We start from the raw sequence: 14441 nt of genomic DNA, 5'->3' as shown, positions 1-14441 counted from the left end.
TAGTCCCTAAACCTGCCCCTACACACTCAAAACTATACTATAGTTGTTTAACATAAACGCGATCGCACCGCTTTGTCTCTACCCCTGTGGTTGGCTGATAGCCGCTATTTTCATAAAGCTGGATGGCTTCTTTGAGGGCGCTAGCGGTTTCAATCCAAATTTCTTGGAAACCCCGGTTGGCAATTGTTTCCTCAAGCTGTTGCAACAAAAATTTACCGAGTCCTTGTCCTCTAAACTCTGGAAGCAGGTACATTTTACGGATTTCTACAGCGTTTTTGCCGCGTTCGACTGGATAATACGCCGAGGTTCCCACAACTTTACCTTGGTATTCGATTACCCAAAACTCTCCTCCAACCGTTTGATAGAAGGTTTCGACGTCAACCACATCGCGATCAGCTCCCCTAGGTTCCCAGGTTAAACCATATTCTGACAAGACTGAACCAATCACCTCGGCGGCGTTGACGCGATCGCGCGGTTCCCAGTCACGAATTAAAAAGTCACGGTAATAGGTTTTCATTGTGTACGAAATAAAGAATATCGAGTTTTATTATCGTCTTTGCTTGCCTTTCGAGCAAATGTCAGAACTCACAATTGTGGTACTCTGTCAAGCTAAGCTGTTCCACATTTAAAGCTTAATGTCAATAATGGTGAAATCCTTGTCGTAGTGTGAGCATCTTGCTCACTACTAAGTAGTCGGACTTATTTAGGGTAAATGCTGGTAAAATTATCAGACACTACACTAAATTAATTCACAATAGATCACGAAAAATTAAACATCAACCCCAAATAATGCTCGACCTCTGGGATATTGCCGCGATCGATCAACATGCTCACAACCTACTGAACCCCTCCGCCACAAAGCGTTATCCTTATACGGCGGCTTTTACAGAAGGGTATCACCCTGATATTGTTAATCATCATGCCCGTTATAGCCTGTTCTACCGTCGTAGTTTACGGGATATTGCTCAACTTTTGGATTGTGAGCCAACAGAAGCTGTAATTCTTGAACATCGCAGGCAACTGGGGTTAGAAAAACTCACGCAGAAATGTTTTCATGCCTCTAACCTTGAGGCAATATTTCTCGATGATGGCTTTTTGCCCGGTGATATTCTGCCACTGGAATGGCATCAGAAATTTGTTCCTGTGCAGCGGATTCTACGATTGGAATATCTAGCAGAAAAGCTGATTATAGAGTCAGACAATTTTAAGATATTTTTGGAACAGTTCCGCAGTCAGCTTGATCCACCATCGGCTGAAATTGTGGGATTTAAAAGTGTGGCTGCCTACCGAACAGGTTTAGATATTCAATGGACACCCAAGGAGTTTGCTAAACAACGATTTGATGAAATCAAGCCAACATCAAGTCAATCCTTACGCCTATCAGACAAGCCATTTATTGATTTTGTAATCACCCAAGCTCTAGAAATTGCTGGCAAATATCAGTTACCGATACAATTTCATACAGGGTTTGGTGACCCGGATTTGGATCTGCGCTTTAGCAATCCTTTGTATCTGCGATCGCTCCTTGAAGATAAACGTTTTGAAAACGTCCCCATTGTCCTACTACACGCGGCTTATCCCTATAGTCAGGAAGCTGGATATTTAGCATCTGTTTATCCGCAAGTCTATCTAGATTTTGGATTAGCCGTTCCGTTTTTGAGTCATGCTGGAATGCGTCGAACGGTTCAGCAACTGTTAGAACTGACGCCAACCAGTAAACTGATGTATTCCTCCGACGCTCACAATATTCCAGAATTGTATTATTTGGGCGCAAAATGGGGGCGAGAGGTGTTAAGTCAGGTGTTAGATGGGGCGATTCAGGATGGTGATTTGACAGCAAAGGAAGCTGAATCAGTTGCTTATGCGATTCTCTGTGACAATGCCCGAAAACTTTATTTGGAAAAGTCATAAATAATAATTAATGGGTCATAATAACAATTGCATTTCAATTTTTATTTCGCCTAGATTTAGATAGTATTTGTAGGGGCGGGTTTAGGGATTAACATTGATAATTGCCCATGACTGGAGTACAAAACCCGCCCTTTCCCTAGAATTGATAGAGGCGGATTAGCTTATTGGATAACGCTTACGCTCTACCCAAACGACTCGAATGTTCAAAATGTTACAACATTTTAAGAGGTAGAACCGGACTAAAATGCTAATATGCCTTCCCAGAAGTTTCGTCGTCAGTTGCGTCAAGAAGCACAGCAATGGCAAAGTGAGGGGTTAATTGATCCCTCTGTCTATGAACAACTTGCCCAACGCTATCAATTTGGGGAACTCGAAACGGCTTCCCGTAACCAATTTGTCTCGATTCTGCTGCTGATCGGCAGTATCCTTTTAGGCGTAGGCGCGATCGCGTTTTTCGCCGCCAACTGGCAAGTTTGGTCGCGAGAGTTGAAAGTAGCGTTACTCCTGCTGCTGTTTATTGGATTCAATACAGCAGGCTTTGTTTTGTGGCAACGTCCTAAAGGAGGACAACGCCGTTTAGGACAAATATTGCTGATGCTAGGGGCGCTGATATTGGGGGTAAATATGGCGCTGATATCCCAACTCTTTCAGCAAAATAGACCCGCTTACCAATTGCTGCTGCTTTGGGGAGTTGGTGTCTTGGGGATGGCGTATAGCTTGCGGCTAACTGGGTTAGGCATACTTTCTGCCCTTTTGATCGGAATTGGATATATTCAGGGACAAGGACAACCCGAATTTTTGGCGATTGGAGAGATAGGTTGGCTGCGGCTGATGGTACGATTTATGCCCGTACTCGCGGGTGTGATGTTTATTCCCTTAGCCTACTGGTGTGGTTCTCGGTGGATATTTCGCCTCGGTGCGATCGCGGTGATTTATTCATTGGAGGTGAACTTAGTACGCCTCAACATTTTAATCGCCCCCGCCTGGGTTAGCGCGATCGCTTGCGCCCTTCCGCCAGCCTTATTATGGGGGTACAGGGATAGATTCTGGAGACGGTATCTTCCTCATGCTAAGTCCTTTGAGACGACAGCCCGCACACTTGCCATTATTTTCCTCAGTCTTTTATTTTTCCTCTTATCGTTCTACTGGATGTGGAATGTTTCCTTTATGCCATCTGCCAATAACGCCTTTCATGTACCGTGGTATATTTTGGTCAATCTGTTTATCTTCGTCAGCATAACAATTTGGGAATGGCTGCATCGTTGGCGTCAGTTCAACCGAACAACTAGCTTTGTGGCTTTCATGATTGTGATTAGCGCCGTCATTCCCTATTGGCATCTCAGGACGGGTTCTTTAGATATCGCGGCAGTATTAACGTTCAATTTAATGTTACTCGTTTTAGCGATCGGTATAATCCGTAAAGGAATCACCCAAGCCCAACGACGTTTTTTCTGGGGAGGGTTGGTGCTGTTAACGTTGCAAGTCTTAAGTCGGATGGTTGAGTACAATACCGATTTACTGTTCAAATCCCTAGTTTTTTTACTGTGCGGTTGCGGTATTATGGTGGCTGGGGTAAGTTTTGAATACTATATTCGTACTCAACACTCTAAATAGGGGCTGCTGAATAAGTGTTGTGGTGGGGATAGGTGTTAGGGCGTCTGCATCAATAATTCGATAACCGTTTAGCATGGCAAGTAAGTTATCATTTTTTATTGGTTATTGGTCATTTTCCAATGCCTGACAAAAGGCTCTAACGTGATTAAATCTTCAATATTGTGTTGCATTGTCGTGCAAATTGTATCTAAGGGTAAGTCATTGGTATCATAACCAAAGGGATTTTCGATTTCAATGCCAATTTCCTCAACCCCAAACACAGCAAAACTAATCACTCCCACAACTATCCCAGTTAGCCAATTCAGTTCGCTAACCATCGGAAATGGCAGTGATAGGCAATAAATTAATAACAATTGCTTCAAATGAATCGAATAACCTAAAGGGATAGGAGTCTTGAGAATCCGTTCACACATCCCTAAAAGGTCAACCATTATATCGAGTAATTTCAACATGGCAGTGAGTTGATAGGTGTTGAGGTAATCCCGTTCGTGCTGCTTTTGCAGATAATCTCCAATCCAAAAAGCAATTTCCAGGGGTGGGTGATTCATGGATTGGAGAATTTGATACCGTTCTGCTGACATCAACGGTTCTAACTCACGGTGCGATCGCTCTCCTCGGAGATGTTGCTTAGTCGCTACAGCAAACGCTACTAATAAGCGCAAGGTTTCTTCTTTAGCCTGTTTATCTTCTGAGTTATTTTCGGCGATAGCAGTCCAAATCTGGCGAGCCAAGTTACGAACTGTATTAACTAACATTCCCCAAATTTTACGACCTTCCCAAAAATGTTCGTAAGCCGTATTGGTTCGGAAAACTAAGAGTAAACCTAAGACAATACTGGGAACCAGTCCACTCAAAACGGGCAAAGATACGGAAAATCCAAGCTCATAAAAGAGTGAAATAACCAAACCAAAAATACTGCATAAGATAACGCGAGGTAAAATAGCTATAATGACTGACCCTTTTACGCTTAAAGCAAGACGAAACCAATTCCGTTTCTGCCAATCCGGATCATTAATTGAAGTTGGCATCAATTCGTTGTTTTTTCTACCTGTTTTTCCGAAAAATATTTGACTTAATTTCCTCATTTTTTTAATAAATCAATTGTTTTTAGTTTTGATTTTTAAATTATTTACATAACTTGAGTGTTGACAGGAAGACAATTATGTCTTCAACTACAATTTCGCACAGTAAGCACCAAAAACCACAAATTTTTTAATTTTATGATTACTGGTCTCACTTCCTTTTGTCAAGCATGATTGAGCTACTCTTATCCTATATCCGCTTCATCAACGATTTTGAATACCTTAGACTCTTCTGGTGCAGGGTTAAGTACATCATCAGAGCCATAGCGAACAATACTCACATTCCGCACTTCAAGTTGAAGTAGTTTTTTGTAGTACAATAAAAGCGAGTAATCTCAGAACCGTATTAAAATATTTGTACAGACTTTCTAACACAGTGTAGTAAATGATTATTTCAAATGACAAATAACACGACCCCTTCTATTCCTTTCCGACGATTTGGTTTGACTCTATTATTCCAGACTGTGTTAATTTTGTCAGTTCCTGCCCAAGCGATTTACACTCATATCACAGGTAAAATTATCATTTTGCAAACAGCCCCCTTAGAACCCTACAATCTATTGCGAGGCTACTCTCAGACTATGAGATATGACATTTCTAGTCAAGAGCAATTGCGTGGTTTACCAGGTTGGAACAATTTACCTAAACAACAAAGTGATGACAACACCGTAATGTTTATCAAGCCAGGAACTCAGTTTTATGTAATTTTAGCAGAACCGATTTCACTCAGGTTGCCTGGACTACCACAACCGTGGGAACCTATTTCTCTTAGTCTCAAACATCCTACCAATCTCAACAACAATCAGGTTGTTTTGAGAGGAATTGCACAACGGGGATTAATTGAGTATGGACTCGAAAATTATACTATGCCTGAAGCAGAACGGAATCAGATTAATGATGATCTGCGGGCAGCAAGACTTGCCAATCCTGAACAAACCCAACAAATTCCGCCTATTGTTATGGAAGTTAAAGTTGATGCTTGGGGAAATGCCGTTCCGATTAGTCTTTGGGTACAGACTGGTGAAACGAATCAACAAAAGATTCGGCAGTATCGTCTCTGATTGAGTCATTCGTCTTATGTCATTTGTCCTTAATAGTAGAGGTTGTAGGTTGGGTTTCGACTTCGCTCAACCCAATCAAAGGCTAAAGCCCTTACTACGAACTGTGTCACACCCCGACAATTGAATCAGGGCGGGTTTTGTTGATATGTTATCAATAAGTTAGGGCGGGTTTTGTTGTTCATTTATTGATGACAAGTCCTTTTAGTGGCTAAACCCGCCCCTACAGAATTTATTGCTTTTGACTGTTGAGTGTTTATGACGATTACTTCCAACTTCCCCATCCCGTCAGCAACAACTGAGTTTTACAGTTGGCGTAATTATCGTTGTGCTTACGACTATTATCAGCCGAATCAGGCTAGCGATACACCATTGGTGTTACTGCATCCGATTGGCGTCGGATTATCCCGTTGGTTTTGGTATCGTTTTTGCCAACAGTGGTATCAAGCGGGATATTCTCAACCCATCTATAATCCTGACTTACTCGGATGTGGTGACAGTGATATGCCCCATGTTGCTTATCATCCTACGGATTGGGCGCAGCAGTTAAATTATTTTTTACAGACTATTGTCAAAAAACCCGCTATTGTGGTGGTGCAAGGTGCAGAATTACCCGTAGCCCTTTCTCTCGTCCAGTTGCCAGATACATCTAATCATCTGAAAGGATTGGTATTATCGGGTCCACCGTCTTGGGCTGTAATGACCCAGGAAACATCTGCTTTGAAGCATAAATTTGCCTGGAATCTATTTGATTCGCCGTTTGGTCGTCTATTCTATCGCTACGCCCGTCGCCGTCAATTTTTACGTTCGTTTTCCTCGAAGCAGTTATTTGCTGAACCAGACGATATTGATGAGCAATGGTTAGATAGTCTCAGAAAAGGTGCTACTGATACCGCTAGTCGCCATGCTGTTTTTTCGTTCCTATCTGGGTTCTGGCGACAAGACTATCAACAGGTTATTGCTTCCATTCAACAACCGACGTTAGTGGTTTTCGGAGAACAAGCTAGCAGTATTAGTCGCGAGGGGAAAACGGAAACACCCGAACAACGATTAGATTACTATGTCAAGCATTTTCCCCAAGGTCAGGGGTATACAATTGCGGGTAGAAATGTTTTACCTTATGAGTCAACGGCTGCTTTTGTCTCGGTTGTCGGCGATTGGATTAATCAACAGAAGTTAACCTAGTTCCTGACAAAAATTTAGTCTAAAGTCCAGTGGTAAGTTGCTATGGGTAAAAGGATTGGAGTACATCAGCTTTAGCGCGATCGCTCTTTTAACCGAATCACCAACCAAGTGAGTAGGGCGGCTAAAATAGCGGTACTGAGGCTGTATACTAAAGGAATAGCTGGTTCTAACCAGGGTGGTTGGATTTTTAGGGAATGGGTGAGGACAGACCGAACTGGATCATTTTTTCCCTCGCCTAATTTATTCAGAGACACAACCATAGAACCTGCGGCTAGCCCTACGCCGACAATTGCGACAGTATTTTGGAACGTGCGATCGCGCTGTGCCTGATCCAAATTTGTGATTCCATAAATCGAATTAATTAATTCCTCCAATAGAATCAAGCCAGGACTTAATCCCTCATAGTCTTTTTCTACTTGTAACATATATTTGTTACTAAAATCTTGCCTAAACTTATCCAAAAAAGTAAAATCATGAGGAGATAAAAAGTCAAGAATTGAGTTAGGAAGTGACTGCCAATCTAAAGACCTTAAATTCCATCCCCATAAAGTTAAGTAATCATAATCTGAGATAGCTTTTTCCTGGGTTTCTTTCCTGGCTTTCTCCTGAATAACCTTAACTCGTCTCTCATAATTTAATAAGTTAACTTCCATTGTCCGAATCTGATCAGCCAATTGATTTAAGTCAATAGAATAGTGATATAAACTATATTGTGCTTGTAATAATTGATTTTTTAATTGTCTAAGACTCGGGTTGCTCTGGCGCTCTTTTTGAAACAATCTCATAAACTCTTTAATAGTTCTATAACCCTCTTTCAAGTCCTGTTTAATAAAGCGACTCTGAGTATAAGCAAACAAAATTTTATGTCGATAACAAAATAATCTTATCCAATCAAAATTGAAGCGAGAGGCTATCTTAGCGGCTGAATGATTCGGACATAACTCAATCAAAACATGATTAGATACCTGTAGTTCAGCCAAATAAGTCGAATTATAATTTGAAAAATTAGAGCCTTTCCTATGACTTCTATATTTCAAGTTTGGACGGATGTAATATTGGGATAATTCAAAAAGAGTCCCCCCTAAAAATTTTCCTTGACCTACTAAGTCAGTTTCCCAATCAGCGGGGGTCTGAGGGTCGGAATTTTCCATTAAGGCTTGATAGCAGTCCTGAGCAACTTTAGACCGATCTTTATGATAGTTTTCAGGGAGATGAGCTAAGATTAACCAAGTAGTTCCTAACGTCCCCGGCTGATCCGCCAGCTTGTCATCAATTTTTTTTTTGAGATTAGCAATGACTTGATTAGCAGAATAGATGTGATAATTTTCAGGAGGAGAACAGGCAACTAAGAGTCCATAGGTGTCATTTAAACGGACAGGGTAGTAATATCCTGTATAGCCATCTTCGTGGTCTGTGAACTTGTCAATTTTTGTCGGTAAAAGTTCATGATACTCCGTTTCAAAGCTGTGATCATTTTTAAAAACATAAGAGAGATGGGGAAGACGGCGAGCAAAGTTTGCTTGGGCATCCCTTAACTCTTCATTGTTAAACCCTAATCCTTCTTTGATATCATAAACAAAACAAAAGAGATTAGGATAGATGAGTTGACTCATGAGCGACCGAGAGATTTTAGATATTCCGCCAGACGCAGAGCCAGACTTAATTTTTGACTGGTTTCGGCTGGGTTGGGACTTTTGACAACGCTACTGACAAAGTTACAGATTTCTTGACTGCTCTGATCCGCTTTACCCTCAAAGTAGGCTCGCTTCACAACTGGTGCATCAGGAAAAATTTGCTTAACCTCTTGTTCATCGGGTAAAATATTAGGGATCTCTTCCGACGACAACTGCCCTAAAGCTTGAGAGGCTTGATGATAAGACTTCAGAAAATCTGACTCTTCAGGAAAGACTGTCAAGAGCTTTTCAAGGTGAGATGACCACTTTTGGGGTTTGGTTCCTAACCGTTGACCCATTTGATGCAAGGCTTGCTGTTGCTCCTCAGTTAGACACTGATCTGAATTTTCAAGAGCCACGAGAATCGCCAGTAACGATTGATTAACGGTGGTAGCCATAAATCCTAAGCTGAGAGAAAGGGGGTCGGGGGAGTCATTGTCGTGCAGTTTTAGATAGATAAATTTTAGATTTAGAGTCCAAAACAGCTAGGCTATTAGAACTATGTTACCGTAAAATTACTCCGTTAAAGATGTAGGTCAGTCCATGACTCGTGATGCCCTGGTCATAGGGATTAATAGCTACCCAGAACTGCCTAACTTATCCAAACCGGCTCAGGATGCGGAGGCGATCGCCCAACTTCTGGAACAACATGGAGGTTTCCGGGTGCGACGATTGCCCGAAGTTAACCGGGAAGGTCGATTGCGGGTGCATAAAGGGGCAGAAGTCCGCTGTAAGCAAGTCGAAGAGGCGATCGCGACGCTCTTTAATCCTGATGGGGATGATGCTCAAGTGCCAGAAACGGCACTGTTATTTTTTGCTGGTCATGGCTTACGCAAAGTTCGTGGGGGCATAACAGAAGGTTTCCTTGCCACTAGCGACTGCAATCCGGAAGAAGAAATCTGGGGAGTCTCCCTGCAATGGTTAAGGCGATTACTCCAAAAAAGTTTGGTTAAACAGCAAATTATTTGGTTAGATTGCTGTCACAGTGGGGAATTACATAATTTTGACGAGGCAGATCCGGGAAACTTAGGACAGGGAAGAGATAGATGTTTTATTGCTGCCTGTCGTCCTTTTGAATTGGCTTATGAGTCTTTGGGTGGAAAGCATGGAGTATTGACTCAATTTTTGTTAGAAGGACTTGAGCCTAGGGAGAATACTGAAGGTGTAATTACCAATCATACCTTAGTTGATTTTATTAAGGAAAAGGTGAGAGGGATTCCCCAAGCACCGATTCATAGCAATTCAGGTGATCCCATTATTCTCACTACTCGCAATATCGAACAAGTCAGTCCAATTCGAGAAGGCATTTGTCCTTATAGGGGTCTGAGGTATTTTGATTTTAACGACGAGGACGCTGAGTATTTTTATGGACGCACAGAGAGAATAGATGAATTAATTGAGAAAGTTAAAAATAGCAATTTTTTGGCGGTTTTGGGACCATCGGGATGTGGGAAGTCTTCTTTAGTTAGAGCTGGACTACTGTATAAGCTAAAACTGGGACAAAACTCATCAGGAAGTGATTTGTGGAAAATTTATCCTCCATTTACTCCTGGAGAACAAGATAAAACCCCACTGCAAAAATTAGCTAAAGTCTTTGTTGATGCGGAAATCAATTTATCCCCTATTGAAAGAGCCAGTCAGCTAAAAAAGGCTGAAGAGTTGATTTTAGCCGGAAAAGAAGGATTAAAGCGATTAGTTGAAGCCACTCAAGCTCCTCGCGTAGTTTTGGTGATTGACCAATTTGAAGAAATTTTTACTCTCTGCCCGGATGATTCAGAAAGGCAGCGGTTTTTTGAATGCCTATTAGGGGCTTTAGAAGCAGCCGAAGGTAAACTTTGTCTGATTTTAGTAATGAGAGCAGATTTTTTAGGAAAATGCGCGGAGAATGAATATTTTGGCTTGACTGAATACATTAACCAAAATCAGTATTTAGTTCCTACTTTAACAGCTTATGAGTTAGAAGAATCTATTATAAAGCCAGCACAAAAAGTTGGATTAGAGGTAGAAAGAGGATTAGTTGAGCAAATGGTTGACGATGTTCAAGGTTCTCCGGGTAGCTTGCCACTTTTGCAATATACTTTGACAGAGCTTTGGTATCAAAAAACGGTGACTCGATTAACCTTAGCTGAATATAACCGCTTAGGAGGGGTTAAAGGAGCATTACAAAAGCAAGCTAATTTATTTTTTGAATCTTTGTCGGAAACAGAACAGAAAATTGCCAAGCGAATTTTCTTGGAGCTAACTCAGTTAGGAGAGGGGACAGAAGACACTCGCCGCCGTGTACTCAAAACTGAGTTAGTTACTACAGAGTATAGTGAAAAAACTATTGATAATATTCTGCAAAAATTAGTGAGGGTTCGCTTAGTAGTTACTGATGAATTACAGGCTAGAGGTCAAGCAGATCATAACGCTCTAACCGTTATTGATGTTGCACATGAGTCCTTAATTCGTCACTGGCCACAACTCAAAAACTGGCTGGAAGAAAATCGAGAGATGCTGCGTCGGAAGCGACAAATTGAGCTTCAAGTTAGGGAATGGTTTGAGGGTGGAAAATCTCGGCAACGCGGTGATTTATTAGCGGGGAGTCGTTTAGCTGTTGCCCAAGATTTTTGGAAGGAGAATCCGGCAGAGCTTTCTCCAATTGCTGTGGAGCTAATTCAATTGAGCCAGGAGGCTGAGACTCAGGCTAGGTTGGAGGAAATGCAAGCTCAACTTACTTTAGAAAGAGAAATTCAGGAAAAAGAAACGGCTCAGAAAGAAAAACTAATTCTTGAATCTGCAAACCAGAAAGCCAAACGCAGGATTAAAATTGGTTCAATCTTTTTGGGGGGGAGTTTAATTTTAACTGTTGCATTTTTAGGAACTGCCACGATCGCTCGTTATCAGCAACGGGAAGCGGAAGAAGGAACTAAGCTAGAACAAGCGGGGGTGAGTGCCTTGCGACAATTGCGATCGGGAGAATTAGAAGCACTCCTTTCCGCCATGCAAAGCGGTCAACGATTGCAAGAACTGGTTAAAAATGGTCGTCCTCCCCAAGATTATCCAGCCGCCAGTCCGATCTTAGCATTGCAGAAAATTCTCGATACGATTTATGAGCGCAACCGCTTTGATCGTGGGGGAGATGAAGTGAAAGCCGCCACCTTTAGTCCTGATGGACAAGCCGTTGCTACAGCCGGACGAGATGGAGTGATTAGAATTTGGGGACTATCAGGAACCACAGAAGCCGTTGAACTCCGGGGACATAAACAGGGGGTGCTAGGTGGAATCAATGACATCAGTTTTAGCCCCAATAGCCAGCGAATCGTCAGTGCTGGGGGAGATGAAACCGTTCGCCTCTGGGAGAGTTCCGGTCAACAACTGATGCAGATGGAACATCAAACTGTTGTTAATACCGTGGCGTTTAGTCCTGATGGAGAGACTTTTGCCTCTGGAGATGATTATGGTGTCGTGGTTTTGTGGAATCAGTCGGGAGAGAAAAAGGCAGAATTTGAACATCCTGGTGGCGTGAACCAAATTACTTTTAGTCCTGATGGTCAGACCTTAGCAACTGCTGGAAAAGATGGTAAGGTTCGCTTATGGGAAACTTCCGGTCAAGAAATTGTCCAGTTTCAAGCTCATCCACAACGGGTTTTTAATGTTAGTTTTAGCCCCGATGGTCAGGAGTTAGCAACCACAGGAGACGACGAAGCAGTTCGTCTCTGGACTTTATCCGGTGAAGAAGTGCAGCAAATTGAGGGACATCAAGGGTGGGTGATTGCGGTGAATTTTAGTCCCGATGGAGAGCAGTTGGCAACCGCAGGAGATGATGGAACTGTTCGACTATGGGAACGTTCCGGTCGAGAAATTGCCCGGTTACAAGGTCATCGAGGGACGGTCTGGCGAGCTAATTTTAGCCCTGATGGTCGCTATCTCATGAGTGCGGGACGAGATGGCAGTTCTAGACTCTGGGATCTGTCAACAGCAGCAACTTTACAGTTTCCGGGTCATCAAGAAGATGTTAATACAGTCAGTTTTAGTCCTGATGGACAGGAAGTAATTGGTGCTGGGGATGAAGGAATTGTCCGCGTTTGGAGTTTATCCGGAGAAGAATTGGCTCAATGGACTGCTAATTCTCGCGGTGCAATCTGGAGTATCAGTCATAGTCCCAATGCGAATATCATTGCCACAGCGGGATTTGAAAACACGGTACGACTATGGGATCGTTCTGGCACTTCCTTGGGACAGTTGACAGGTCATCAATCTTGGGTGAACAGTGTGGAGTTTAGTCCCGATGGTCAATATATTGTGACTTCAGGAGCCGACAAAACAGCGCGACTCTGGACAGTTTCTGGTGAATTGTTGGTAACTCTAGAGGGACATGAAGCGGTTGTGGGTAAGGTGGCGTTTAGTCCTGATGGACGACGGATTGCGAGTACGGACTGGGATGGAACAATTAAGCTATGGAATCTATCCGGTCAGTTGCAGAAGGAATGGCAGGGTCATGAGGGACAAATCCGCAGTATTAGTTTTAGTCCCGATGGTAGTCAGTTGGTGACGGCAGATAACAATAGTATGGTGCGGGTATGGGATAGGTCAGGACGGCAGCAACTGGAGTTTTTTAGCTATCAGAGTGGGATTAATGCAGTGGGTTTTCGTCCCGATGGGTTGTACGTTGCTACGGGAGGGATGGATGGCACGGTGCGATTGTGGGATTTGCAGGGGCGACAAGTGGCTGAGTTTACCAATGACCAAGGGGCTGTTTGGGGTCTGACGTTTAGTGCTGATGGGCAATTTATTTTAGCGGGAGGAGATATGGGGAGTTTGCGGTTATGGAAAATCTTAAATTTGGATGAGTTGTTGGTGGTAGGGTGTGACTGGTTGGAAGGGTATCTCGCTGTGGCTTCTGAAACTTTGGCTTTGAAGAATTTTTGTCAGCAGTGATTTGAGTTTTTTCGGGGAAAGCAAAGGCAGAACATATCAAATTTTCAATTTCAAAAGGTTACTGAATTATGAAGGTCAAGATTTTTGCCTTACTTTTTCAACTGAATCTAGTTTGGCTTTTGTCAGGATGTAACCTAATTGAGGGTGTTTTAAATTATAGAAAAACGCCAGAATTTTCTGAGGATAATCTATCTTATAAGCAGGTTTACTCGACCCAAGAGATTGCTGAACTTTCAGGGTTAAATGATTCTCAAATAAGAGATTTACTACGTCTACAATCAGAAGATAGTCATCGTGGTAAATTTAAAGCAATTTTGCCGACTTATGTTCCTAGTGGGTTTGAAGTTACTGATTTTGCAATTCGAGATTGGAAGCATGATCGTTATACTGTTGCATACGATGTAGTAATTACTTACTCTAATCCTAGTCAAGTTTGTTTCGATATTTTTATGCAACTTGAGGGAGCTGGTGGTTCACCAATGGCTCTTGAGAACATTGACGTTTTTTCACCAGCTTTAGGAAATGTAGTTGCTGAAATTACAGAGTTTAGTACAGAAAGTGAAACGTCATACATGACAGTCGAAATGTGGCATGGAGTTATTGATAGCAAATATGTCTATAGTGTAAATTCTTCTAGTGCAAATGAGTACACAAAATGCAATTTAATAAACCGACGTGAATTTATAAATATTGTCGAAAGTTTACACTATTTAAGTCCTTAATTCATAACTGATACTACAATATATTAATCGTGTATTGTGTCTCTCAATAAAATTTTACATCAACATGATCAGTCAAGGACTATTTGACATGCCATAATTTAAAGCCTGTAGTTTGATGTTGAGTACAGCGATTTCCATTCACTTTATGGAGCCTCAATAATACTTGCTTCACCGATTTCTACATTGACAAATTCTGATTGAATAAACTCCTTGAACTGATTGGCGCGTTCACGTCCAATAAAAGAAGAAACTTGAATATACTCTTTATCTAAAGAT

General features: G+C 42.1%; 11 protein-coding genes. 6 read left to right on the top strand and 5 right to left on the bottom strand.

All coding sequences use genetic code 11. From position 1 onward, the window contains the following. Window positions 1–37: 37 nt before the first annotated feature. On the bottom strand, window positions 38–517 hold the full coding sequence (locus RID53_RS33300) for a GNAT family N-acetyltransferase (RefSeq protein WP_446392171.1): 480 nt from the start codon (window positions 515–517) through the stop codon (window positions 38–40). 272 nt (window positions 518–789) lie between these two features. Between RID53_RS33300 and RID53_RS33295 the strand changes: the two genes are divergently transcribed. Beyond that, complete coding sequence (locus RID53_RS33295) at window positions 790–1911, top strand: amidohydrolase family protein (protein ID WP_446392170.1); 1122 nt, start codon at window positions 790–792, stop codon at window positions 1909–1911. Between the two features lie 252 nt (window positions 1912–2163). Then, window positions 2164–3525 carry a DUF2157 domain-containing protein gene (locus RID53_RS33290; RefSeq protein WP_446392169.1) on the top strand — a complete coding sequence of 454 codons (1362 nt, stop codon included), beginning with the start codon at window positions 2164–2166 and terminating at the stop codon, window positions 3523–3525. 95 nt (window positions 3526–3620) lie between these two features. On the opposite strand, the gene RID53_RS33285 is transcribed toward RID53_RS33290, so the two are convergent. Next, a complete protein-coding gene (locus tag RID53_RS33285; RefSeq protein ID WP_446392168.1) occupies window positions 3621–4553 on the bottom strand; it encodes a bestrophin family protein in 933 nt (310 codons plus the stop codon). Between the two features lie 239 nt (window positions 4554–4792). Then, window positions 4793–4927, bottom strand: coding sequence for a hypothetical protein (locus RID53_RS33280; protein WP_446392167.1), 135 nt, complete (start codon window positions 4925–4927; stop codon window positions 4793–4795). A 78-nt stretch (window positions 4928–5005) separates the two neighbouring features. Between RID53_RS33280 and RID53_RS33275 the strand changes: the two genes are divergently transcribed. After that, window positions 5006–5668 (top strand): GDYXXLXY domain-containing protein, encoded by a 663-nt coding sequence (locus tag RID53_RS33275; RefSeq protein ID WP_446392166.1) that lies wholly within the window; start codon window positions 5006–5008, stop codon window positions 5666–5668. 255 nt (window positions 5669–5923) lie between these two features. Continuing rightward, window positions 5924–6850: an alpha/beta fold hydrolase gene (locus RID53_RS33270; RefSeq protein WP_446392165.1), complete on the top strand. Its 927-nt coding sequence runs from the start codon at window positions 5924–5926 to the stop codon at window positions 6848–6850. 71 nt (window positions 6851–6921) lie between these two features. On the opposite strand, the gene RID53_RS33265 is transcribed toward RID53_RS33270, so the two are convergent. Together RID53_RS33265 and RID53_RS33260 are read right to left on the bottom strand one after the other, a co-directional pair. Further along, complete coding sequence (locus RID53_RS33265; protein ID WP_446377801.1) at window positions 6922–8463, bottom strand: hypothetical protein; 1542 nt, start codon at window positions 8461–8463, stop codon at window positions 6922–6924. Beyond that, on the bottom strand, window positions 8460–8921 hold the full coding sequence (locus RID53_RS33260) for a hypothetical protein (protein ID WP_446377803.1): 462 nt from the start codon (window positions 8919–8921) through the stop codon (window positions 8460–8462). Before RID53_RS33260 ends, RID53_RS33265 begins: the two co-directional genes overlap by 4 nt. Before the next feature lie 145 nt (window positions 8922–9066). Here RID53_RS33260 and RID53_RS33255 point away from each other — a divergent pair, with 145 nt between their 5' ends. Together RID53_RS33255 and RID53_RS33250 are read left to right on the top strand one after the other, a co-directional pair. Beyond that, window positions 9067–13443 carry an nSTAND1 domain-containing NTPase gene (locus RID53_RS33255; protein WP_446392164.1) on the top strand — a complete coding sequence of 1459 codons (4377 nt, stop codon included), beginning with the start codon at window positions 9067–9069 and terminating at the stop codon, window positions 13441–13443. A 68-nt stretch (window positions 13444–13511) separates the two neighbouring features. After that, window positions 13512–14165 (top strand): hypothetical protein, encoded by a 654-nt coding sequence (locus RID53_RS33250; protein ID WP_446392163.1) that lies wholly within the window; start codon window positions 13512–13514, stop codon window positions 14163–14165. Window positions 14166–14441 lie beyond the last annotated feature (276 nt).

Source organism: Coleofasciculus sp. B1-GNL1-01, from assembly GCF_040220235.1.
Lineage (GTDB): Bacteria > Cyanobacteriota > Cyanobacteriia > Cyanobacteriales > Coleofasciculaceae > Coleofasciculus.
The sequence above is the reverse complement of the archived record's forward strand: the minus strand, read 5'-3'. Positions and strand labels throughout refer to the sequence as shown.